A 21,749-nucleotide genomic window follows, 5' to 3' on the forward strand; every position below is an offset into this window, starting at 1 on the left:
GACATGCCGTCGTCACGGCGGCCTGCCTACAATCCGGGACGCACATGATAGGGCACCGACATGACCTATTGCGTTGGAATCGAGGTGGACGAGGGCCTGGTCTTCGCTGCCGACACCCGGACCAATGCCTCGCTGGACGATGTGCGCGTGCATCGCAAGCTGCACGTGTTCGAATATCCCGGCCAGGCAGCCTACGTGCTGATGGCGGCTGGCAACCTGGCCACCACCCAGCTGCTGGTGTCGCGCCTGGGCCGCGACGCCGCAGAGCGGCGCGTGCCCAACCTGCGCGACATGACCCACCTGTTCGAAGCCGCCGCGTATGTGGGTCAGCTGCTGGTGGACAGCCAGGTGCACAGCAGCCACAGCGAACACGGCCATGACGGGGTCAACACCCAGGCCACGCTGATCTTCGGCGGCCAGATCGCCGGCGAGCGGCCCGGGCTGTACATGATCTACCCGCTCGGCAACGCCATTGCCGCCTCGCCGGAGACGCCCTACCTGCAGATCGGTGAATCCAAGTACGGCAAGCCGATCCTGGATCGCATCCTCAGCCCGACCATGCGGCTGGAGGACGCCGCGCGCACGGCCATCGTCTCGCTGGACTCCACCATCCGGTCCAACCTGTCGGTGGGCCTGCCGATCGACCTGGCGCTGCTGCGCGACGGTGAACTGCGTATCGGCCGGCAACTGCGGCTGGGCGCGGATTCAGCGCTGTATGCCGATATCCACCAGAACTGGTCACGGCGCCTGGAACAGGCGGTGGACGCCCTGCCGCGGTTCCCCTGGGAAACCGACGAACGGTAGTGCCGGCCGCTGGCCGGCGACCGCGTTGATACCAGCACACAGGGATGCCGGCCAGCGGCCGGCGCTACCGGGGCATCAGCCCAGCGCTTCTGCCACGGCGCGGAAGACCTGCTGCATCTGCAGCGGCTTGTGCAGTACATGCACCTCCACTCCGGCCGGGAAGGCGTCGGCCGAGACCGGCACCGCAGGGTCTTCCAGCACCAGCGCCGGGCCGCGGTAACCGAGCGCAGCCATCTCGCCCAGCAGCTGGCTGGCCGGCAGCAGCTTGGAGCCGGCATCGGCAATCACCAGCGCCGGCATTGCCTCCTGCTGCATCCAGCGCAGCGCCGCCGGGCCATCGGAGGCCAACTGCAGCTGGTAGCCCTGGCTGGACAGCGCGTTACCGAGCAGCGACAGGCGCGTGGCTTCCCCATCGACCACCAGGATCGACTGGCCGCTGCCCAAGGCCACCAGCTGTTCGATCGGCTCGCTGCCGTCGATGATCTCGTGCATCGGCAGGCGCAGTTCGAAGCAGGTGCCCTGTCCCGGCTGGCTGCTGACATGGATGCTGCCACCAGCGCCCTCAACAATGCGCTTGCAGGAGATCAGGCCCAGGCCAGTGCCATCTGCCTTGGTGGTGAAGAATGGATTGAACAGGTGCGACAGCGTGTCCGCATCCATGCCAATGCCTTCATCGGCAACGCAGATACGCATCCAGTCCACGCCATCGCGCTGGCCGGCATGGCTGGCGGTCAGGCTCAGTCGGCCGCCGTTGGGCATCGCCTGGATCGCATTGAGTGCCAAGTTCAGCATGACCTGCTGCAGTTCGGTGTAGTTGGCATCCACTACCAGGCCTTCGTCCTGCACCTGCAGTTCCAGGCGCACGGCATCGGGCACGTTGCTGCGCAACAGCAGGGCCACCGCATCGAACAGGCCCTTGATCTCGATACGCTCGCTCGGCTTGCGCGAACCGCGCACGAACGACAGCATCGATTCGGCCATCTCGTGGCCGCGGCGGCCACACTCGGCGATGACGTCGGCCAGGTGGTGCAACTGCGGATCGTCGGTACGCGCCTTCAACAGGTCCGGCATGATCAGCAGCGGCTGCAGGATGTTGCGCAGGTCATGGCTGAGGCCGGCGGCGAGCAGCGACAGGCTTTCCAGGCGCTGCGCGCGCATCAGTTCGGTCTCCACCCGTGCGCGCTCTACGGCGCTGCGGGCATCGCGGATCGCACGCGCCACCGCCGACGGCAGGCGCGCCGGCTGGTGCTTGATGATGTAATCGTTGGCGCCTTTCTGCAGCGCCGCCACCGCGTTCTCCTCACCCATGGTGCCGGAGACGAAGATGAAAGGGACTTCCGGCGCCGTCTCGCGCACGATGCGCAGCGCATCATCACCGGAAAACCCCGGCATGCTCAGGTCGGACAGCACGATGTCCGGCTGGAACGCGGCCAGTGCCTGGCGCAGCTCCGCCTCGCTCTCGACGCGCTCGAAACGAGCGTCCAGGCCCGCATCGAGCATCTGTTCGGACATCAGCTCGGCATCTTCCGGTGAGTCCTCCACCAGCAGGATGCGCAGCGCCCCCAGGGCAGGACCGGTCAGGGGCATGGGCTCACTCGAGTTCCGGTGCCTGGTTGATCAACGCCCAGAACTTGCCCAGGGTCTGCACCGCACCGAAGAACTGGTCCACGTCCACCGGCTTGACCACGTAGGCATTGACCCCCATGTCCCAGCTGCGGGCCAAATCACTTTCCTCGCGCGAGGACGACAGGATCACCACCGGCAGGCGCTTGAGTTCTTCGTGCTCGCGGATCTGCCGCAGCACTTCCAGGCCGTCCATGCGCGGCATCTTGATGTCCAGCAGCAGCACCGCCGGCAGGCCTTCCTCGCGGTTGGCGAAGGCGCCGCGGCGCAGCAGGTAGTCCATCACTTCCACGCCATCCTCGACGTGCACGATGGGATTGGCCAGACGCGCCTCTTCCAGGGCGTCGATCGCCATTTCGGCATCGGCCGGGCTGTCTTCGGCGAGAAGAATGGTGCGCAGAGTCGTCATGCAGAGGGACCTTGTTTGTCCGCGTCGGTCGCGGGGGGCAGGTAGAAGTGGAAGGTGGCGCCGACGTCCGGTTCGGCCTCGGCCCAGATACGGCCGCCATGGCGGGTGAGCACGCGACGGACGCTGGCCAGGCCGATACCGGTTCCGGGGTAGTCGCTGGCCTTGTGCAGGCGCTGGAACACACCGAACAGCTTTCCGGCATAGGCCATGTCAAAGCCTGCACCATTGTCGCTGACCGTGAACTGATGGCCGCCGTCGGGCTGGGGCTGGTAATCCACGCGGATCTTCGCCGGTTCGCGGTTGCCCGAGTACTTCACAGCGTTGCCAAGCAGGTTCAGCCAGACCTGGCGGATCATGTTCTCGTCACCCACCACGATCGGCAGCGGCGCGATGTTCCACTCCACCTGGTGCACGTGGCCGCTGGCCTCAGCCTCGGCCTGCAGATTGGAATCGAGCATGGCGCGGGTATCGGCCACCAGCGACTGCATGTCCACCGCCTGGTGCCGCATTGCCGCACGGCCCAGCCGCGAATAGACCAGCAGGTCGTCGATCAGCGCGGCCATGCGCCGCGCCGAACTGGAGATCACTTCCAGGTAATGGCGGCTCTTGTCATCGGCCGCATCGCCGAGATGGCGCGACAGCTTGTCGGAGAATCCAGCCACGTGGCGCAGCGGCGCCCGCAGATCGTGCGAGACCGAGTAACTGAAGGCTTCCAGTTCCCTGTTGACCTCGGACACCTGTGCAACCTTGCCTTCCAGCTGGCGGTTCAGTTCCTCCACACGCAGCTGCACCGCACGCTGCACGGTGACGTCGCTGACCGTGAGCAACACCACTTCGTCATCGGTGTCCGGCAGCGGCATGCGCCGCGCGTTGAGCAGCATGTAGCGCACCAAGCCATCGGCGGTGCGCTGTTCATGCTCGAAGTCCCAGAGTTCCCGGCCGCGCAGCAGCACATCGGACAGTCGCTGGCGCATCACCGGGTCTTGCCACGCACCGTTGCCGACGTTATCCAGCACCAGGCCCTCGGCGCGCTCATCCTGCAGACCATACAGCTCGGCGAAAGCAGGATTGTGCAGCTGCACGCGCAGATCGCGGTCGAGCAGCACGATCGGCTCGCGCACCGTCTGCAGCACCGACGCTGCTCGCGCGGCCGAACGCAATGACTGCCGCTCGGCGTGCAGGCGGCGGCCGATCTGCCGCTGCAGCAGCCACAGCACCAGGCCGAGCAACGCCAGCTGGACCACCAGCGAACTCCACGACACCAACTCGGTCTGCTTGCGCTGGCGGGCGGCCTGCTCGGCGCGCTGTGCCAGCAGCTTCTGCTCGCTGGCCTGCAGTTCCTCCACCAGCCCGCGGATCGGATAACGCGTGCTCAGGTCCTGCACCAGCTCGCGCTGGTCACTGTTGGGCTCTGACTTTGCCAGTTCGCGGGCAAGCGCCATGCGCCCTTCCAGCATCGACTCGATGCGGCCGATGCGGATCAGCTGCTCAGGATTGTCGCGGGTCATCCGGCCCAGTTCAGCCAGGCGACCGGGAAGTTCATTGGCTTTGGCCATGCGCTCGCGCAGGCCAGGCGCGTCCACGCCCTTGGACAGGGTCAGCGCGGCCGATTCGACATCGCGTACATCGGCCTGCAGCTGCTGCAAGGCCACGCCGACAGCCTGGGTATGATTGACCCAGGCCATCGCATCTTCGCTGTCCTGCTGCAGGTGGCGCAGTGTCAACCACGGCACCACGATGATCGCTGCGGCGGCCAGCGCCAGGGCGGGCATCCGCCAGCGGTCCCAGATGTCATCACTGAAAACCAGCGCCATAGTTCCTCATCAACACGGCCGCAAAGCATGGGCCGTACCCGGCCCCAGTGCGGCGGAACCGGCAATATAGCGCAGGCGGGTCAAAACTCTGGAGTTTCCAGCGCCGCTGGCTGAACGGCTGGTACTTCGGCGCTGTACGGCCGAGCCCACGGTCGGCTGGAACCCAACGGCAGCCGAGCACGGCTCGGCTTCACGCGGGAGTGGGCGCCCCATACCGGGGCGCCCACTCCGCCAGGTCAGCGCTTGGCAGCAGTGCTGACCTTCAGTGCAGCGGCATCGACGCGGGTCACGCCCTTGATGCCCTTGGCAGTGGCAACCGCCTTGTCCTTCTCGGCCTGGGAGGCCACCGCGCCGCTCAGGCTGACAACGCCGTTCACGGTTTCCACCTTGATCTCCGTGCCCGGAACGTTGCTGCTGGCCAGCAGGTCGGCCTTCACCTTGGTGGTGATCCAGGTATCGGTCACAGGCTCATTGGAGTCATGGCGATCAGCATGCGTGGCCGGATGGCTGCTGGTCGGCGGGCTCTTGGCAGCGGGATCCTTTGCAAATGCAGCCGAGGAGGACAGCGCCAGGCCCAGCGTCAAGGCAGAAGCAATCAGTGTGCGGGAGGTATTGCTCATCGTGTCGTACTCCTTCGGGATGTGCTGCCAGTCTGGACAAGCCGCCGTAGAGCAGGCGTGGCGCTGCGGTCATGCCGCCGTGAATCGGACCGTTTCCTGGGGCAACGGTTCAGTTTGGCCTGCCACCACCCGTCGTATACCCTGCCCTTCCCACAGCCGGAGCTCTGCCATGCGCCCCGACCTGCAACTGGCCCTGATCGGCTACGGCCTCGCCGGCCGCGTCTTCCATGCGCCGCTGATCCAGCACACACCCGGGCTGGCGCTGCACAGCATCGTCAGTTCGCAGCGCGACACATTGCTGCGCGCGTTCAGCGACGTGCACGTGCGTGCGATGCCGCAGGACGTGTTCGACGATCCGGCCGTGGACGCAGTGGTGATTGCCACACCGAACGCGCAGCACGCGCCGCTTGCAATCGCGGCGCTGGCCGCGGGCAAGCACGTGCTGGTCGACAAGCCGTTTGCGCTGGATGTCGCTGAAGCCGAAGCGGTACTGGCTGCGGCACGCAGCGCCGGCCGCATCGCCACCGTGTTCCAGAACCGGCGCTTCGATGCGGATTTCCTCACCCTGCAGGCGCTGCTGGCCGAAGGCGCACTCGGCGACGTGGCCGAGTGCCATGCGCATTTCGACCGTTACCGGCCGCAGGTGCGCGATCGCTGGCGCGAGCAGGACGGGCCCGGTAGTGGCCTGTGGTACGACCTGGGTCCGCATCTGCTGGACCAGATGCTGGTGCTGTTCGGCTGGCCCGAGGCGATCGATGCGGATCTTGCCGTGCTGCGCCAAGGCGGCAGCGGCATCGATTACTTCCACGCCGTGCTGCACTACCCGCGGCATCGCGCGATCCTCCATTCCGGTTCATTGGTCGCGGCACAGACCCCGCACTTCAGCGTGCATGGCAGCAAGGCAAGCTGGATCAAGCACGGCCTGGACGTGCAGGAGGCGCAGCTGCGCCGCGGTGTGGCACCCGGTGCGCCAGGCTGGGGTATCGATCCGCGGCATGGTGAGCTGGTGCGCTGCGATGCCGAAGACAACGTGCAGCGCACGACGGTGGACAACCTGCCTGGCGACTACCGGCGGCTGTATGCGCAGTTCGCCGCGGCGATGCACGGCGACGGCGAAGCTACGGTCAGCCCGGTGCAGGCACTGCAGTTGATGCAGTTGCTGCAGGCGGGCATGGACAGTGCGCGCGAAGGGCGGCGAATCGCGTTGGGGTGATCGGCAGGGCTGCGCCCTGCACCCGCAGAAGCGGTAGTGCCGGCCGCTGGCCGGCAACCTCAACAGCAAAAGCCGGCTATCCGTGGGATGGCGGGGTGGGTCGGGTTGCGGGGGACGCCGTAAATCCGTCCCTGGAGGCTTGGCCGCGCCATCCATGCCGCAGACACCCCCGCAACCGCCCCCACCTGGCCTTCGGCACTTTCCCGCGATCTGCCAGTAGATCCACGCCATGCGTGGATGACGTGCAAACAATCGGAAAATGCTTTTGCAGAGTCGAGCCATGCTCGACTGCCCCTGGCGCCATGGGGGTCAGCGCCCTTTCCTGCGGAAAGGGGTCCGACCCCGATTGCTTACGACTTCTTGATGGCGTGCCCACCGAACTCGTTGCGCATCGCCGACAGCAGGCGGTCGGTGAACGAGTTGGATTCGCGCGAACGCAGGCGTTCCAGCAGCGACAAGGTGATCACCGGGGCCGGCACGTCCAGCGCGATGGCTTCGGCGACGGTCCAGCGGCCTTCACCGGAATCCTCCACATACGGCGCGATGCCATCCAGCGACGGATTGCGCTTGAGTGCTTCGGTACTCAGGTCCAGCAGCCACGAACGCACCACGCTGCCGTGCCGCCAGACTTCGGCCACCTGGGCAAGGTCCAGCTCCATCTCCTGCTTGCGCTCCATCAGCGCGAAGCCTTCGGCGTAAGCCTGCATCATTCCGTACTCGATACCGTTGTGCACCATTTTGGTGAAGTGGCCAGCGCCGGATGGGCCGACACGCGCCCAGCCGCGGTCCTCGGCCGGTGCCAGCGTACGCAGCAGCGGCGCGATCTGCTCCACCACCGGCGCTTCGCCACCGACCATCAGGCTGTAGCCCTCCTGCAGGCCCCACACGCCTCCGCTGGTGCCGCAGTCGACGTAGCCCAGGCCGTCCTCGGCCAGCGCCTTGGCGCGGCGGATCGAGTCCTGGTAGTTGGAGTTGCCGCCATCGATGACGATGTCACCCTCGGCCAGGTGCGGGGTCAGCTGGCCCAGCGTCTGGTCGACGGTTTCGCCGGCCGGCACCATCAGCCACACCACGCGCGGCACCGGCAGCGCGGCCACCGCGGCGGCCAGCGAATCAACCACCTCCAGGCCGGCCTCGGCGGCGCGCTGGCGGGCGCCTTCGCCCGGGTCGTAGCCGACCACGCGGTGGCCGCCGCGATGCAGGCGCTGGGCCATGTTGGCGCCCATGCGGCCGAGGCCGATCATTGCAATATCCATTGTTTCACCTTCAGTTGGGGTCTAGGGTCAGGCTGCCTGGCCTGCCGGTAGCCGCGCAGTGGCGCAGCTGCGCCTCGCGCCAACGCCGGTAGAGCGTGGTATGCAGATTGTGCACCGCCAGGTCGATCGAAAAGGGGGTTCGCGGGTTGCGGTCAAGCAGGCGGGCGATGTGGTAGCCGATGGGACGTATACCGCGCGGATGCACATAGATCACGAACTGCTGGTAGAACGGATCGTCCAGCAGGCGGTCCATGCGTGCCAGCGTGGCGTGGTAGCGCGGCGCAAGCGCCGCGCGCACCTCAGGGTCGCGCTCGAACAGCAGGCGTTCGAAGTAGCGCTGGCCGGTGCGCGGGATGTCCTGCGCGAGTTTCCATAGTTCGACGTTGCGCTGGTCGTACCAGGCCAGGCCGCCATGCGTGGCCAGCGCCCGCGCAGCGTCCTCGCCCACCTCGACCACCACGAAGTTCTCGGCCTGGTTGCTCAGGTCGTCCAGCGTGCCCTTGTCGTATGCATGCTCGATGAAACCAGGCACACCGACGAACGCCTGGCGCCCCATCGCCGAGGTACGCACTGCCTTGCCATCGGCGAAGAAATCGCCGGCATGCGCGCCAAGCAGGATGCTGTCGGTCCCATGCAGGGCGAGAAAGGTGCCGATCGACAGCTCATCCGCAGAGAACTCGGTATCGAAGGCAGCATCGCCATACAGCTCGCGCTGGGTGGCCAGCTGCGCGACCTGGCGGCCGACACCGCATTCGGCACGCACGGCACCGTTGTAGAACGCCTGCAGCGCCTTGCTGTTGCCCGCGCTGGGAACGAAACCGCGGCCAAGACTGTGCGTACGCTGCCAGCCTTGAGCGCGCGGGCCCTGCAGGCCGAAACCGATCCAGCCCATCTGCAGGCCGAAGAAGCGGAAGCGGGTGTTGGCCTGCAATGCCGAGGCGGCGCGTTGCGTGGCCGCCCCCAGCTGGAACGCATAGGCGCAGATCGTGGCCGGATCGTCCAGCAACTGCTGCAGCAGCGCTTGGCGTGCAGCAGCGGACATGTGCGCCGGCCAGCGCACGTGCAGATCGCCTGCTGCCTGCGCCTCGGCCAGCGACGCACGGGTGCACACCGCGCCACCATGCACCTGCGGCTCCTTCAGCGCGGCCTCGTCGAAGCGCCAGCCCAGCCGCAGCAGCAGCCCCTGGGCGCAGTCGCCGGCTGTGGCCGCCACGCCCATCACAGGCGCGAGCAACAGGGCCGCGCCCATCAGCCAGCCGTGCACGTTCACCCTTGGTCCGTGCGGACCGGCGCGGGCTCAGGAACTGCTGCGGGTGGTGGCGGCGGTGGCGTGCCCGCAGCCTGTGGCAGGTACTGCTGCAGGCGCTGGAAGAAACGGCGATAGAAATCGGCGTCGGTAACCGTGCTGCTCGCCACTTTCACCAGCGAATCGTCATTGCTGCCGAACGGCAGTGATACCGAGCCCAGTGCACCGACGCCGACACTGGCGGACGTCGGGCTCTTCTTCAACGCATAACGGTCCTGCACGGCGCTTACGAACACCAACGCCTGATCGCCCCGGGGCGCACAGGAGATGCGCAGCACCAGCTGCTCATGGTCGTCTTCGCGCGGCTGGAAGTTCTTGTTGCCTTCCACCTGTGCGTCATCGGCACGGGCGATGGCGTACCCCTGGCTGAGCAGGGTGCGCCGCGCCGCTTCACAGGCATCGCCGGGGCGGCCATCGACGGTACGCGAGAACGTGTCGCCGGAATCGAAGGATTCGCGCAGCAGCGTGCTGTCTGCGGCACGGCCACCACAGGCCGACAGGATCAGGGCGCTGCCAAGCGCCACAACAGCACTGGAAACGAGGGAGGACCGCATGGGTGCTCCTGCGAGGACGGTACCGGCAAGGGTAGCCCCCCAGCTGTGTGCGGCAGGTCGAAAGCACCCGCGTCAGGCGGCCCCGTTTGCAGCCGGTTCATGCACGAAAAAAGCAGAAGGCCGGCAATGCCGGCCCTCGGGTATCACATACCGTGTCCGGCTCAGTCCGCCCAGCGACCGGCGCCGGTCGACTGCGGCAGCACCTGTGCCGACAGCGGGCGGTCGTTGGCCAGCAGGTTCACCGCATCGGCCAGGATGGACGCCGACTCGCGCAGCAGCGGGTCCGGGCGCTTCTCGGCCGCCTTCTCGCGCGCGGCGTCCTTGACGATGTCGCGCTCGTTGCCCGTCAGGCCGTCATCGCTGCTGTCATCCGCCAGCGGGTCCAGGGCCAGGCCCAGCTCCTTGCGCTGCAGCTGGCGTTCCTTGCGCTGGGCATCCTGGCGCTCACGCTCGGCGCGGCGCGTGGCCTCGTTGAGCGAGATGTACTTCTTGGCCGCCTCGGTGCGGAACTGTTCCACGTCCTCGTTCCACCACTGGAACTCCTTGTCGGTGGCGATGCGTGCGTCGTGGCGGGTTTCCAGCTTCGGCAGCAGCGGCGCGAAGTTGCCGTACTGGGTGTGCGGCACGGCGGCGATGCGGGTCCACGGCAGGGCGTTGTCGTAGGTGCTCTCGCCGAACTCGGTGGCGTCGACACTGGCCGGGAAGGCCAGGTCGGGCACCACGCCCTTGTGCTGGGTGCTGCTGCCGCTGATGCGGAAGAACTGGGCGATGGTCAGCTTGACCTGGCCAAAGCGCTGGGTCTCGCCGCTCGGCCAACGGTCGAGGTCGACGATGTTCTGAACGGTGCCCTTGCCGAAGCTGGTTTCACCGATCACCAGGCCACGACCGTAGTCCTGGATGGCACCAGCAAAAATTTCCGAGGCCGAGGCCGAACCGCGGTTGATCAGCACCGCCAGCGGGCCATCCCACGCCACGCCCTGGTTGCGGTCGCTGTTGACGGTGACGCGGCCACCAGACTCGCGCACCTGCACCACCGGGCCCTGCTCGATGAACAGGCCGGTCAGTTCGATGGCTTCATCCAGCGAACCGCCGCCGTTGTTGCGCAGGTCCAGCACCACGCCGTCCAGCTTGTCGTTCTTGAAGCCGGCCAGCAGCTTGGCCACGTCGCGGGTGGCCGAGGCGTAGTCGGCCGCATTGCGGCGACGGCCTTCGAAGTCCTGGTAGAAGGTCGGCAGCTTGATCACGCCGATCCTGCGTGCCGGCTCGCCATTGGCGGCCGGGATGGTCATGGTCTCTCCCTTCGCGGCCTGTTCGGCCAGGCGCACCTTCTGGCGGGTCAGCACCAGGGTGTGGTGCTTGCCGTCGGCACCCTCGGCGGCCGGAATGAATTCCAGCTTCACCTGGGTATCCTTGGCACCGCGGATCTTGGCCACGACGTCGTCGATGCGCCAGCCGATCACGTCCTCGACCAGGCCGGACTTGCCCTGGCCGACGCCGACGATGCGGTCACCCGGCTTCAGCGTGCCATCCACTGCAGCCGGGCCACCGGCGATGATCTCGCGGATCACCACCATGTCGTCCTGCCGCTGCAGCTGCGCACCGATGCCTTCCAGCGAAAGCGACATCGCCTGGTTGAAGTTCTCGGCGGTGCGCGGGGTGAAGTAGTCGGTGTGCGGATCGACAGCGCTGGTGTAGGCGTTCATGAAGAACTGGAAGACATCCTCGCCCTTCAGCTCGTTGACCGACTTTTCAAGCGTGGCATAGCGCTTGTCCAGCGTCTTGCGGATGTCATCGGGCTTCTTGCCGGCCAGCTTAAGGCGCAGCCAGTCATTCTTCACCGACTTGCGCCACAGCTCATCCAGCTCGGCGCTGCTGGCGGCCCACGGCACCTTCTTGCGGTCGTACTCGAAGCGCTCGTCGGTGGTGAAGTCCGGTTCCTGCTTGAGCAGCTTGCGCGCGTAGGCCACGCGCTCGCCGACGCGCTGCTTGTAGACCGCAAAGACCTGGAATGCCGGCTCCAGCTCGCCGCCGCGAATGGCCGAGGAAATGTTGGCTTCGAACGGCGCAAAGCGCGCCACGTCGGCCTGGGTGAAGTACTGCTTGCCGCCGTCAAGCGTCTCCAGGTAGCGCTTGAACACGTCCTTGGACGTGGCCTCGTCCAGCGCGCGCGGGCGGTAGGCATAACGGCTGTCGGACAGCAGGCCGTACACCAGCTTGGAGGTGGTCACCTGATCGGCGGTTACCGCAGCGGGCAATGCCGGCGAGTCGGCCTTGGCCGCCAGCGCCAGCGGCGCCACCAGCGCCAGGGCCATCAGGAATGCGGGGGCTTTGAATTTCATTGACGTGCTCGAAGGCGCCTTGCCAAGGGGGAGACTGCGGGGTGTTAAGACACCACGACAGTGCCGAAAGTTGCCGGGTTTGTCACCCGGCCGCGCTCGGTGGAAAACCAGCCTAGCCGGGCCGGTGTAGCAAATTGTGAATGCATGTAGAGCCGAGCCAATGCTCGGCTGGCCGGCAGCAAGCAGCCGAGCATGGGCTCGGCTCTACGGCAGGCAGAGGTGTGCGGACCAAGGGTCCGCACCCACAGGAGAAGTAGCTCCCACCCACCGGCAGGGTGTCAGGAAATGCCGGCGCCCTTGGCCTGGACGTCGGCGTGGTACGACGAGCGCACCATCGGGCCGGAGGCCACGTGGCTGAATCCCAGCTCGTAGCCGTAGTCCTCCAGCGCCTTGTAGTCCTCGGGAGTCCAGTACTTCAGTACCGGGTGGTGATGCGCGGTCGGCTGCAGGTACTGGCCGATGGTGATCATGTCCACATCGTGCGCGCGCAGGTCGCGCATGGTGGCCTTGATCTGTTCGAAGTCTTCGCCCAGACCCAGCATGATGCCGCTCTTGGTCGGCACGCCCGGGTGCTGCGCCTTGAAGTTCTTCAGCAGGTTCAGCGACCACTGGTAGTCCGCACCCGGGCGCACATTGCGGTACAGGTCCGGTACGGTTTCGATGTTGTGGTTGAACACATCCGGCGGGTTCTGCGCCAGGATCTCCAGCGCGCGCTCCATGCGGCCCTTGCCACGGAAGTCCGGCGTCAGCACTTCGATGCGGGTACCCGGCGACTTTTCGCGGATGGCGGTGATGCAGTCGACGAAGTGCTGGGCACCGCCGTCACGCAGGTCATCGCGGTCGACGCTGGTCACCACCACGTACTTCAGGCCCATGTCGGCCACGGTCTGGCCGAGGCTGGCCGGTTCGTTGGCATCCGGCGGCTTCGGGCGGCCATGGGCCACGTCGCAGAACGAGCAGCGGCGGGTGCAGACCTCGCCGAGGATCATGAAGGTGGCGGTGCCATGGCCGAAGCATTCGTGGATGTTCGGGCAGCTGGCTTCCTCGCATACGGTCACCAGGCGGTTTTCGCGCAGCTTGGCCTTCAGGTTCTGCACGGCATTTCCCGAGGGAATGCGCACGCGGATCCATGACGGCTTGCGCAGCACCGGCGCGTCGGCGAACTGCACCGGCGAGCGGTTGATCTTGTCACCGCCCAGCTGCTTGACCCCGGCCTGCAACGGCGCGGCGGATGGGGAGTCGCCCTGCACGATCTGCAGGGGAATGGAACGGGCGGTGGTTTCAGTCATGGCAGTTCCGGGAGCGGTCAGGCGGCCGCAGAAAGATCGGGCAGTTCGTGCGTGGGCTGGAGCAGCAGGCCGAACTGGCGGGCCAGGTGCTCCAGCAGTACCGGCTTGACGGCCTCCATGCCGGAGGGCCCGCCCAAGTCTACTACCGAGGTCACCTGCAACCCCTGATAGCCACAGGGATTGATGCGGTGGAAGGGTTCCAGGTCCATGGCCACGTTGAAGGCCAGCCCATGGAAGGTGCAGCCGCGCCGCACACGGATGCCGAGCGCAGCGATCTTGGCACCACCGACGTAGACGCCCGGGGCGCCCTCGCGGCGTTCGGCACCGATGTTCCACTCGGCCAGCGTATCGATGAGGGCCTGCTCGATGCGGCACACGTAGTCGCGGACCCCGATCCCCAGCCGCGGCAGGCGCAGCAGCGGATAGACCACGATCTGGCCGGGACCGTGGTAGGTCACCTGGCCACCTCGGTCCACGTGCAGCACCGGGATCTCACCCGGTGCCAGCACGTGCTCGTCCTTGCCGGCCTGGCCCAGGGTGAACACCGGGTCGTGCTCGACCACCCACAGCTCGTCGGCATCGTTGTCGCTGCGCTGGTCGGTGAAGCGCTGCATGGCGCGCCATACCGGCTCGTAGGCCTGGCGGCCGAGGTCACGGACCACCGCCGGACGCGGCGCGCGGTGTTCCGGGGCGGCTTCGGCCGGGCAGCTGTCGGCTACAGCGTCCACTTCACTTCCGGGTGGTCGCGCAGCGCCTGGTGCGCCAGGTCGTACTGCTCGCGGCTTTCGGCCTTGAACACGATGCGGACGGAGACGTACTTGCCGTTGGAGGAGTGCTTCCAGCTGATGCGTTCGTTGACCACATCGATGCCGGCAGCCAGCAGCAGGCGGGGGAGCTCATGTTCCAGGCCGCGGTTGGCCGGGCCCATGGCGCTGAGCTCGAACTGGCCGGGGAACTGGAAGCCGTGGTCGGGGTTGTCGGACTTGATTTCCATGGAGCCATTATCGGGCCGCAGGGCAACAAACCCAAGAGTATTCATCAACGCCAAACGGCGCACCGGTGAGTCGCTGCGTTGCAGCTGAACAGACGTTCAGCATTGGTCATTGCCCCGAAGCCCGCTACAGGAGGGTTCAGGATTGTCCTCACGAGACAATGTCGTTTTCGGAACAGACAAGTGATTCGAACGCGCTCGTTCCGTCACGTCCCCGCGAGTACCGTGTCGCGGCATACAACGACAGACAGAACAAAGCCCTCCCAATGAGTCCCCCTTCCCACCGCCGCCTTGCGGCCCTCGGCCTGTACGGCCTGCTGGCTGCTGCCCTCCCGCTTGCCGCCCAGGCGGCCGAACAATGTGGCCCGGACGCGATGCGCGACCATCCGCCGCAGGTCAATTTCCGCGTCGACAACGACCTGTTCGGCGGCCGCCACCAGGATCAGGGCTATACCAACGGTGCGCTGTTGACCCTGGTCTCCCCCAATCTGGTCGATTACACCGACGACCCCTGCCTGCCGCGCATGGCGCGCTGGGTGAACCGGTACCTGGAAGGGCTGCATCCGGGCAGGTTCGAACAGCAGAACATGATCTTCAGCATCGGCCAGGGGATTTTCACCCCAACCGATTTCAGCCGCAGGGACCTGATCGAGGACGACCGCCCTTACGCCGGCGTGCTGATCGCAAACTTCGGTTTCAATGCGCGCAGCGGCGACCGCCTGCAGACCACCCAGCTGACACTGGGCGTGGTCGGCCCGTGGGCGCAGGGCAAGCAGGTGCAGAATGCCGTGCATGAAGTGTTGGGCGACGAGAAATTCAAGGGTTGGGACAACCAGCTGCACAACGAACCACTGTTCATGCTGACCCATGAGCGCATGCGCCGCTGGCCGGGCGATGCCAGCGTCAATGCCGACGGTTGGGGTTGGGACGCGATCAGCCACTACGGCGGGTCGATCGGCAACCTGGAAACCAAGGCCAATTTGGGCGGTGAAGTGCGCTTCGGCTGGAAGCTGCCGGATGACTTCGGCAGCACGCCGTTGCGCCCGGCAGGTGAGAACACGGCGCCGACCCGCGGCGGCCGCCCAAGCGGGTGGTCCTGGCACCTGTTCGCGACCTCCGACGCTGCCTGGGTGATCCGCGACATCACGCTGGATGGCAACACCTTCCGCAACAGCCACAGCGTGGACAAGCGCCATGTGGTGGCCTACGGCGGGTACGGCGTGGCGGTGATGTACGGCCGCTGGAAGTTCGCTGCCGCGCGCTACCACAGCACGCGCGAATTCAACGGCCAGCGCCAATCGCCGGTGTTCGGCAGCTTCACCATCAGCCGCTCGCTGTAGGCGAGGGGCTGAGGGTGAAGCGGGTAGGTGCCGACCGTTGGTCGGCACACCGGTTACTGCATCGCTCGCTGCAAGTGAGGCGCTGCCGGTAGTGCCGGCCGCTGGCCGGCTCTCGCAGTTCCGGATGGATTCATGGGGAGCCGGCCAGCGCCCGGCACTCCCCCTATCCGCATCCGACATCCCGAAACGAAAAGGCCGGCATACGCCGGCCTTTTCATTCACCACGCCGGGGCGTGGATCATTCCGATTCCCACCACATCCAGAAGCTGTCCCACAGGCGCTTGAAGAAGCCGGCCTGTTCGACGGCAGCCACAGCGACCAGCGGCGCTTCGGCGACGACCTTGCCGTCCAGCGTGACCTTCACGGTGCCGATCTGCTGACCGGCAGTGAACGGTGCCTCCAGGGTCTTGGGCACGTCGATGCTCGGCTTCAGGTCGTTGTAGCGGCCGCGCGGCACGCTGACCAGCATCGGCTGCGCCACGCCCAGCTGCACCTTGTCGGCGGTGCCCTTCCAGACCTTGTGCTCGGCCACGGGCTTGCCCGGCTCGTACAGGCGGTGGGTCTCGAAGAAGCGGAAACCCCAGTTCAGCAGGGCCAGGCTGTCATCAGCGCGCTGCTTTTCCGACGCACCACCCAATACCACGGCGATCAGGCGCTGGTCGCCGCGCTGCGCCGAACTCATCAGGCAGTAACCGGCTTCGGAGGTGTGGCCGGTCTTGATGCCGTCGACGCTGCCATCTCGCCACAGCAGCAGGTTGCGGTTCGGCTGCTTGATGTTGCCGACCTGGAATTCCTTGATCTTGTTGTACGCGTAGGTTTCCGGGTAATCACGCACCATCGCGCGGCCCAGCAGTGCCAGGTCATAGGCGGTGCTGTGGTGGCCTTCGGCGGTCAGGCCGTGGGCGTTGACGAAGTGCGAGTTCTTCATGCCGATCTTGGCGGCGTAGCTGTTCATCAGCGACGCGAAGGCTTCTTCGCTGCCGGCCACATGCTCGGCCAGGGCGATCGCGGCGTCATTGCCGGACTGGATCGCCATGCCCTTTTCCATGTCTTCCAGGCGTGCGGTCTGGTTGACCGGGAAGCCGCTGTAGCTGCCATCGGTGCCGGCGCCGCCTTCGCGCCAGGCGCGCTCGCTCATCATCACCTGGTCATCCGCACGGACCTTGCCGTTCTTGACCTCGGCGGCAACCACGTAGGACGTCATCACCTTGGTGATGCTGGCCGGGGCCAGCTGCTCGTGGATGTTTTCGCCAGCCAGCACCTGGCCGGTGGCGTAGTCCATCAGCACCCAGGCCTTGGATACGCTCGGCACCGGCGCCGGGGGGGTGGCAACGGTGGCCGGGGCGGCGGCGGCAGGCGCAGGCGTGGCCGGGGTCGGCAGCGGCGTCTGGGCGGAAGCCAGGCCCACCACCAGGGTGGCGGCCAGGGCGGTGGCGGCGGAACGGAAATTCATTGGACAGCAGGCTCCAGGGGACGGCCAGGAATGGAGGGTGGAACGAAGCGGCCATTGTAAGGCCGTGCGAGCCTGGGCCGGCAGCACCAGCCCAGGCGGGTCAATCCTTGACGATCTGCGGCGAACCCAGGCCCAGACCGGCGATGCGGCCGACAAGTTCCGCGGCACTGGCATGGTCGCTGGCGGGAACGCGCAGCCGGAACAGGGTGCGGCCACCGGCGGCGATGTCGCTGATGGTCGCGCCGACAATGCCGGCCGCGTTGAGCTGGCCCATCGCGCGGTTGGCATTGTCGCGGCTGGAGAAGCTGGCGACCTGCACCATCACCGCGCCGACCACCTGCTGCGACAGGCTGGGGGCTGCTGCGGTGGCGGGCACCGTACGCACTGCGGCCGGCGCGACCGTGCGCGGCGCGGCGCTGGCGACTGCAACCGGCGCCATTGTGGGGCTGCGCACCGGCGGTGCGCTCGGCGGCAGGCTGCTGACCGCCACGTCCGGCACCGCGCTGGCCACGCCCTGTGTGGTGGCCGGCTGGCCACGCGCAGGCGTGGCGTCGGCCGGAAGGCGCTTGACCAGGCGATCGATGTCGCTGTCGGCGGTGGCACGCGCAGCCGTTACCGGGCGCGTACTGGCCGCCGCGACAGCCGTTTCGGCGGCACGGCGCTCGCGGCGCGACGGCTTCTGCGCCAGCAGGTTGCCCTCGCCCGGCTGCAACGCGCGCACCTCCACATTGCCGGTACCGCGCTGGGTGATGCCCAGCCGCACTGCGGCGGCATAACTGAGGTCGACCACACGGCCATCATGGAACGGGCCACGGTCGTTGACGCGCACGATCACCGACTCGCCGTTGTCCAGGTTGGTCACACGGGCGAAGCTGGGCAGCGGCAGCGTCTTGTGCGCGGCGGTGAACTGGTACATGTCGTAGACCTCGCGGTTGGAGGTCAGGCGGCCGTGGAACTTGGCGCCGTAGTACGACGCGGTACCGCGCTCGACATAGTTGCGGGTGTCGTCGAGCACCTTGTACGACTTGCCCAGCACCACGTACGGCGACTTGTTGCCGATGGCCGAACGCTCTTCGGCGGTCACTTCCGGCTCGGGAATGCAGGCGACGTTGGGAATGTAGTCCGGGGTGCTGTCGCGCACGCCTGGCTTGTACAGCCCCCCGGCGGTGTAGTTGCCGCGCGTGTTCGGGTCTTCCTTGGCCGCGGCATAGGGCGAGCCTTCGGGGCAATGCGCCGGGCGCGAGCCCCGACCCTGCACCACCGTGCCGCTGGGCTTGCCACCGTGGCCGGCCGTGGCCGGCTTCTTCGGCGCACTGCTGCAGGCCGCCAGCGCGAGGACGATCAAGCTCGGGACCAGCCATCTGATGTTCATGCCGGGGGCAGCTCCTGTCCGGCGATGGCCTGCGACAACTGGAACACGGCCATCGCGTACATCTTCGAGAGGTTGTAGCGGGTGATCGCGTAGTAGTTCTGGAAGCCCAGCCAGTACTGCTTGCCGGTGCTGCCTTCAAGCGTGATCGGCGTTGCGGTGGCGCCCGGCTGCACCGCAGCGCTGGGCTGGTAGCCGCGCTGGGCCAGGTCGGCCAGCGACCAGGTCGGCATCCATTCGGTCGGGTTGAACTCCTCGCGACCCGGCGCCAGCGTGGCCGGTACGGCCACCTGGCCACCACGGACCCAGCCGCCCTTCTTCACGAAATAATTGGCGATGGACGAGAACACATCGTCGTAGCTGGTGAACAGGTCGCGACGGCCATCGCCATTACCGTCCACGGCGTAATCGAGATAGCTGGACGGCATGAACTGGCCCATGCCCATCGCACCGGCATAGCTGCCCTTGAGCGTGGTGATGTCCAGCTTTTCCTCACGGCCCAGCTCGAACAGCTTGGCCAGCTCATCGCGGAAGAACAGCTCGCGGCGCACTTCGCGTTCCAGCTTGGCCGGGTCGCCACTGCGCGGGTAGTAGAACGCCAGCGTGTACAGCGCATCGAGCACGCGGTGGTTGCCGGCATTTTTCCCGTAACTGGTCTCCACGCCGATGATCGCCACGATCACCTCGGCCGGCACGCCGGTGCGCTGCTGCACGCGATCCAGTTCGGCACGATGCTGGGCCAGGAACGCGCGGCCGCCATCGATGCGTGCCTTGCTGATGAACATCGGCCGGTATTCGTTCCACGGTTTGACCCGTTCGGCCGGACGCGACATGGCGGCGATGATCGGCTGGCGCACCTGCGCCTGGTCGAGCACGCTGCTGATCTGCTCCGGCCTCAGGCCATAGCGCTTGGCGGTATCGGCAATGAAGCGGGCCCGTGCAACCTCGAACGGCACCGGGGTGAGATCGACCGGCGGTGCGGTGGCGGCAGCGGCTTCAGGCGCGGCCTCGGCCGGACCATGGGCCTTGGCGGACGGCTGGCGCGGCGTGCTGCTGGCCTGCGGCGAAGACGGTGGGGACTTCGGCTGGGTCGCGCAGGCGACCAGGCCGAGGGTGAGCATGCAGGCCAGAGTGCGTCGAATCATCGTCGCAGGTTAGCAGGTCATGGATGAATTAAAACCCCTAACACCATGAATCACAACGATTTGCCCCCGTTCAGCGGGAAATGTGAAGACGTCGTGATCGGGCTCCCCCATTCAGATAGAGGTGGCCGGTTGCGTCCCCATCCCCGCAGACGCAACCGGCGACCGGATCCGGTCGGTACCTGCGCGGCTGCCGCTCCCCAGTGACAGTTCCCCGCGCTCCCTGTACCCGTTGGATCAGTACTGCTCCCGCCCGACGCCCCCTCGCGCTGCATCGATTGACGGCGCGCCGTGCCGAACGGGCCGCCATTGTGCAGGCCGATTACGACAAGTCCATTGATCAAGATCAACGCGGCGTAAAAGTGTGAACCAGCTAACGTTTTTTGCGGACTTTGGTCAGCGGGTGTGCTGTCGTGCAGCGTTGTGAGAACGCTTCCATAACTGGCGTTGCGCAGAGTCAGGAAGTTTCCAGCCATCGGCGCAGCCCCTCGTGGGTGGTGTCTGGGTGGTCGCGGAAAGGAGAAGCCGCGGGTGGGCCGGTCGGGTTGGGTACGCGGGGGACGCCGTGAATCCGTCCCTGGAGGCTTGGCAGCCGCATCCATGCGGCTGACACCCCCGCGTACCCAACCCGACCGGCCTCTGACAGATTTCGGAGGTCTGCCACCCACGGAGAAGAAAAAGAAGATCAAAAGATCGCGACGCTGCGCTTGCTCGTGACCCGAGCATGGATCGGCTCTACACAAGGCAATGAAGCGACCCGCCAGGCCGCCTTTGCTTTTGATCTTCTTTTTCTTCTCCGGGGGAGACGCGCACGGAACCTGTCCGTGGCCGGGTAGATGGGCTGCGCAGGGGCGTGAGCCGCATGGATGCGGCGACCGAGCTTACATGGATGTACTTGCATCGTCCCCTGCGCGGCCCATCTACCCGGCCCCACCCATGAACTGCTTTGCGCGGTCATCCACGAGGGGCTGCGCCGTTGGCTGGAAACCCTATCCCCCGTGCACAGGTCGGTGCCCGCGCACCGCCATCACCAGCCCGATACCCGCCAGCAGCGACACCGCCGAGGTACCGCCATAACTGATCAACGGCATCGGAATGCCCACCACCGGCAGCAGGCCGGAAATCATCCCGCCGTTCACCAGTACGTACACGAAGAACGCCAAGCCCAGGCTGCCGGCCAGCAACCTTGCGTGCGTGTCGCGGGCGTGCACCGCGATCCACAGGCAGCGGCCGACCACGAACAGGTACAGCGCAAACACGGTGGCCACCCCGATCCAGCCGAACTCTTCGGCCAGCACCGAGAACGCGAAGTCCGTGGTGTACTCAGGCAGGAAGTCCAGCGTGGCCTGGGTGCCCTGCCCCCAGCCGCGCCCGTCCCAGCCACCGGAGCCGATCGCGATGCGTGACTGCAGGATGTTCCAACCGGTGCCGAGCGGGTCTGCCGCCGGATCGAGGAAGGTCAGCACGCGATCCTTCTGGTACTGACGCAACAGACCGAACCATGCCAGGGGTGCGGCCACCGCAAGCCCTGTTGCCCCGGTCGCCACCCATCCCCAGTGCAGGCCCGCCAGCAACAAGGCGAACACGCCGCTGGCGGTGACCAGCGTTGCGGTACCGAGGTTGGGCTGCATCAGGATCAGTACTGCAGGCATGCCGATCAGCACCGCAGCCGTCAGTACCGTGCGTGGCGACGGCGGCAGCGGTTGGCGATGCAGGTACCAGGCCATCATCAGCGGCAGGCTGAGCTTGAGCAGTTCGGACGGTTGCAGGTAGAACACGCCGAGGTTGAGCCAGCGCTGCCCGTATTTGCCGGTGCCGACCACGTAGACCGCCATCAGCGGCAGCATCGACAACGCATACAACGCTGGTGTCCACGCCCGCAGGCGCAGCAGCGAAACACGCGACAGCAGCCACATCGCCACCAGGCCACCGGCAAAGCGCGCCGCCTGCCCGGCCACGGGGCCGGACACGCTGTGCAGCACCGCCAGGCCGACGCCCATCAGGATCAACAACGCAACCAGCAACGGCAGATCGATCGTGCGCACCGCCTCACGGCAGCCGCCAAGCAGTCGTTTCCATTCCACACGGCCACGGTAGCAATGCGTGCTTGCGTGAAGCTGTCAGCGCGGTGCCGCATTTGTAGAGTCGAGCCATGCCCGACTGCCTTTCATACAGCAGAAGCAGCCGAGCATGGCTCGGCTCTACAAGAATCAGGAGCAGGAAGCGC

18 protein-coding genes are annotated in these 21,749 nt (G+C 66.6%); 3 read left to right on the forward strand and 15 right to left on the reverse strand.

Features of this window, described 5'->3' with window-relative positions; genetic code table 11:
- The first annotated feature begins 60 nt into the window (after positions 1-60).
- Positions 61-804 carry a proteasome-type protease gene (locus AC5P9W_RS00845; protein ID WP_494533743.1) on the forward strand — a complete coding sequence of 248 codons (744 nt, stop codon included), beginning with the start codon at positions 61-63 and terminating at the stop codon, positions 802-804.
- A gap of 75 nt (positions 805-879) precedes the next feature.
- Here the strand turns inward: AC5P9W_RS00845 and AC5P9W_RS00850 are convergent, their stop codons facing one another.
- The 4 genes from AC5P9W_RS00850 to AC5P9W_RS00865 form a co-directional block, all read right to left on the reverse strand.
- A complete protein-coding gene (locus tag AC5P9W_RS00850) occupies positions 880-2,391 on the reverse strand; it encodes an ATP-binding protein (RefSeq protein WP_019660666.1) in 1,512 nt (503 codons plus the stop codon).
- Between the two features lie 4 nt (positions 2,392-2,395).
- Positions 2,396-2,836, reverse strand: a complete 441-nt coding sequence (locus AC5P9W_RS00855; RefSeq protein ID WP_005411057.1) for a response regulator — start codon at positions 2,834-2,836, stop codon at positions 2,396-2,398.
- Positions 2,833-4,650, reverse strand: a complete 1,818-nt coding sequence (locus AC5P9W_RS00860; RefSeq protein ID WP_019660667.1) for a sensor histidine kinase — start codon at positions 4,648-4,650, stop codon at positions 2,833-2,835. The genes AC5P9W_RS00855 and AC5P9W_RS00860 overlap by 4 nt, the downstream gene beginning before the upstream one ends.
- Before the next feature lie 236 nt (positions 4,651-4,886).
- Positions 4,887-5,270 carry a BON domain-containing protein gene (locus tag AC5P9W_RS00865; protein ID WP_019660668.1) on the reverse strand — a complete coding sequence of 128 codons (384 nt, stop codon included), beginning with the start codon at positions 5,268-5,270 and terminating at the stop codon, positions 4,887-4,889.
- Positions 5,271-5,439: 169 nt separating this feature from the next.
- Here AC5P9W_RS00865 and AC5P9W_RS00870 point away from each other — a divergent pair, with 169 nt between their 5' ends.
- Positions 5,440-6,483: an oxidoreductase gene (locus AC5P9W_RS00870; protein ID WP_021204678.1), complete on the forward strand. Its 1,044-nt coding sequence runs from the start codon at positions 5,440-5,442 to the stop codon at positions 6,481-6,483.
- 350 nt (positions 6,484-6,833) lie between these two features.
- On the opposite strand, the gene gnd is transcribed toward AC5P9W_RS00870, so the two are convergent.
- The 7 genes from gnd to AC5P9W_RS00905 form a co-directional block, all read right to left on the reverse strand.
- On the reverse strand, positions 6,834-7,739 hold the full coding sequence (gnd, locus tag AC5P9W_RS00875; protein ID WP_111098686.1) for a phosphogluconate dehydrogenase (NAD(+)-dependent, decarboxylating): 906 nt from the start codon (positions 7,737-7,739) through the stop codon (positions 6,834-6,836).
- Between the two features lie 10 nt (positions 7,740-7,749).
- Complete coding sequence (locus AC5P9W_RS00880) at positions 7,750-8,988, reverse strand: hypothetical protein (protein WP_111102121.1); 1,239 nt, start codon at positions 8,986-8,988, stop codon at positions 7,750-7,752.
- A 17-nt stretch (positions 8,989-9,005) separates the two neighbouring features.
- Entirely contained in the window at positions 9,006-9,599 is a 594-nt protein-coding gene (locus tag AC5P9W_RS00885) for a DUF2242 domain-containing protein (RefSeq protein ID WP_019660672.1), read from the reverse strand.
- Positions 9,600-9,760: 161 nt separating this feature from the next.
- Positions 9,761-11,938: a carboxy terminal-processing peptidase gene (locus AC5P9W_RS00890; protein ID WP_019660673.1), complete on the reverse strand. Its 2,178-nt coding sequence runs from the start codon at positions 11,936-11,938 to the stop codon at positions 9,761-9,763.
- A 278-nt stretch (positions 11,939-12,216) separates the two neighbouring features.
- Complete coding sequence (gene lipA / locus AC5P9W_RS00895; RefSeq protein ID WP_019660674.1) at positions 12,217-13,227, reverse strand: lipoyl synthase; 1,011 nt, start codon at positions 13,225-13,227, stop codon at positions 12,217-12,219.
- 17 nt (positions 13,228-13,244) lie between these two features.
- Positions 13,245-13,955 (reverse strand): lipoyl(octanoyl) transferase LipB, encoded by a 711-nt coding sequence (gene lipB, locus AC5P9W_RS00900; protein ID WP_019660675.1) that lies wholly within the window; start codon positions 13,953-13,955, stop codon positions 13,245-13,247.
- Positions 13,943-14,221: a YbeD family protein gene (locus tag AC5P9W_RS00905; protein ID WP_005411067.1), complete on the reverse strand. Its 279-nt coding sequence runs from the start codon at positions 14,219-14,221 to the stop codon at positions 13,943-13,945. Before AC5P9W_RS00905 ends, lipB begins: the two co-directional genes overlap by 13 nt.
- A 263-nt stretch (positions 14,222-14,484) precedes the next feature.
- Here AC5P9W_RS00905 and AC5P9W_RS00910 point away from each other — a divergent pair, with 263 nt between their 5' ends.
- A complete protein-coding gene (locus AC5P9W_RS00910) occupies positions 14,485-15,558 on the forward strand; it encodes a lipid A deacylase LpxR family protein (protein ID WP_021203734.1) in 1,074 nt (357 codons plus the stop codon).
- 238 nt (positions 15,559-15,796) lie between these two features.
- Here the strand turns inward: AC5P9W_RS00910 and AC5P9W_RS00915 are convergent, their stop codons facing one another.
- The 4 genes from AC5P9W_RS00915 to rodA all read right to left on the reverse strand — a co-directional run bounded on the left by AC5P9W_RS00915 (position 15,797) and on the right by rodA (position 21,606).
- Entirely contained in the window at positions 15,797-17,011 is a 1,215-nt protein-coding gene (locus AC5P9W_RS00915; protein WP_021203735.1) for a D-alanyl-D-alanine carboxypeptidase family protein, read from the reverse strand.
- Between the two features lie 100 nt (positions 17,012-17,111).
- Positions 17,112-18,383, reverse strand: coding sequence for a septal ring lytic transglycosylase RlpA family protein (locus tag AC5P9W_RS00920; RefSeq protein WP_019660679.1), 1,272 nt, complete (start codon positions 18,381-18,383; stop codon positions 17,112-17,114).
- A complete protein-coding gene (gene mltB, locus AC5P9W_RS00925; protein ID WP_021203736.1) occupies positions 18,380-19,525 on the reverse strand; it encodes a lytic murein transglycosylase B in 1,146 nt (381 codons plus the stop codon). The genes AC5P9W_RS00920 and mltB overlap by 4 nt, the downstream gene beginning before the upstream one ends.
- Before the next feature lie 986 nt (positions 19,526-20,511).
- Positions 20,512-21,606, reverse strand: coding sequence for a rod shape-determining protein RodA (gene rodA, locus AC5P9W_RS00930; RefSeq protein WP_031270823.1), 1,095 nt, complete (start codon positions 21,604-21,606; stop codon positions 20,512-20,514).
- Positions 21,607-21,749 lie beyond the last annotated feature (143 nt).

This window comes from Stenotrophomonas sp. YJH_SMC_33 (genome assembly GCF_059372295.1).

What these genes read in the sequence shown, in the direction of transcription:
- AC5P9W_RS00915 (WP_021203735.1), bottom strand. Translation starts at nt 17,011, where the DNA reads ATGAATTTCCGTTCCGCCGCCACCGCCCTGGCCGCCACCCTGGTGGTG.
- AC5P9W_RS00880 (WP_111102121.1), bottom strand. Translation starts at nt 8,988, where the DNA reads ATGGGCGCGGCCCTGTTGCTCGCGCCTGTGATGGGCGTGGCGGCCACA.
- AC5P9W_RS00850 (WP_019660666.1), bottom strand. Translation starts at nt 2,391, where the DNA reads ATGCCCCTGACCGGTCCTGCCCTGGGGGCGCTGCGCATCCTGCTGGTG.
- mltB (WP_021203736.1), bottom strand. Translation starts at nt 19,525, where the DNA reads ATGATTCGACGCACTCTGGCCTGCATGCTCACCCTCGGCCTGGTCGCC.
- AC5P9W_RS00905 (WP_005411067.1), bottom strand. Translation starts at nt 14,221, where the DNA reads ATGGAAATCAAGTCCGACAACCCCGACCACGGCTTCCAGTTCCCCGGC.
- AC5P9W_RS00870 (WP_021204678.1), top strand. Translation starts at nt 5,440, where the DNA reads ATGCGCCCCGACCTGCAACTGGCCCTGATCGGCTACGGCCTCGCCGGC.
- AC5P9W_RS00920 (WP_019660679.1), bottom strand. Translation starts at nt 18,383, where the DNA reads ATGAACATCAGATGGCTGGTCCCGAGCTTGATCGTCCTCGCGCTGGCG.
- lipA (WP_019660674.1), bottom strand. Translation starts at nt 13,227, where the DNA reads ATGACTGAAACCACCGCCCGTTCCATTCCCCTGCAGATCGTGCAGGGC.
- AC5P9W_RS00885 (WP_019660672.1), bottom strand. Translation starts at nt 9,599, where the DNA reads ATGCGGTCCTCCCTCGTTTCCAGTGCTGTTGTGGCGCTTGGCAGCGCC.
- AC5P9W_RS00890 (WP_019660673.1), bottom strand. Translation starts at nt 11,938, where the DNA reads ATGAAATTCAAAGCCCCCGCATTCCTGATGGCCCTGGCGCTGGTGGCG.
- gnd (WP_111098686.1), bottom strand. Translation starts at nt 7,739, where the DNA reads ATGGATATTGCAATGATCGGCCTCGGCCGCATGGGCGCCAACATGGCC.
- AC5P9W_RS00860 (WP_019660667.1), bottom strand. Translation starts at nt 4,650, where the DNA reads ATGGCGCTGGTTTTCAGTGATGACATCTGGGACCGCTGGCGGATGCCC.
- AC5P9W_RS00855 (WP_005411057.1), bottom strand. Translation starts at nt 2,836, where the DNA reads ATGACGACTCTGCGCACCATTCTTCTCGCCGAAGACAGCCCGGCCGAT.
- AC5P9W_RS00845 (WP_494533743.1), top strand. Translation starts at nt 61, where the DNA reads ATGACCTATTGCGTTGGAATCGAGGTGGACGAGGGCCTGGTCTTCGCT.
- AC5P9W_RS00910 (WP_021203734.1), top strand. Translation starts at nt 14,485, where the DNA reads ATGAGTCCCCCTTCCCACCGCCGCCTTGCGGCCCTCGGCCTGTACGGC.
- AC5P9W_RS00865 (WP_019660668.1), bottom strand. Translation starts at nt 5,270, where the DNA reads ATGAGCAATACCTCCCGCACACTGATTGCTTCTGCCTTGACGCTGGGC.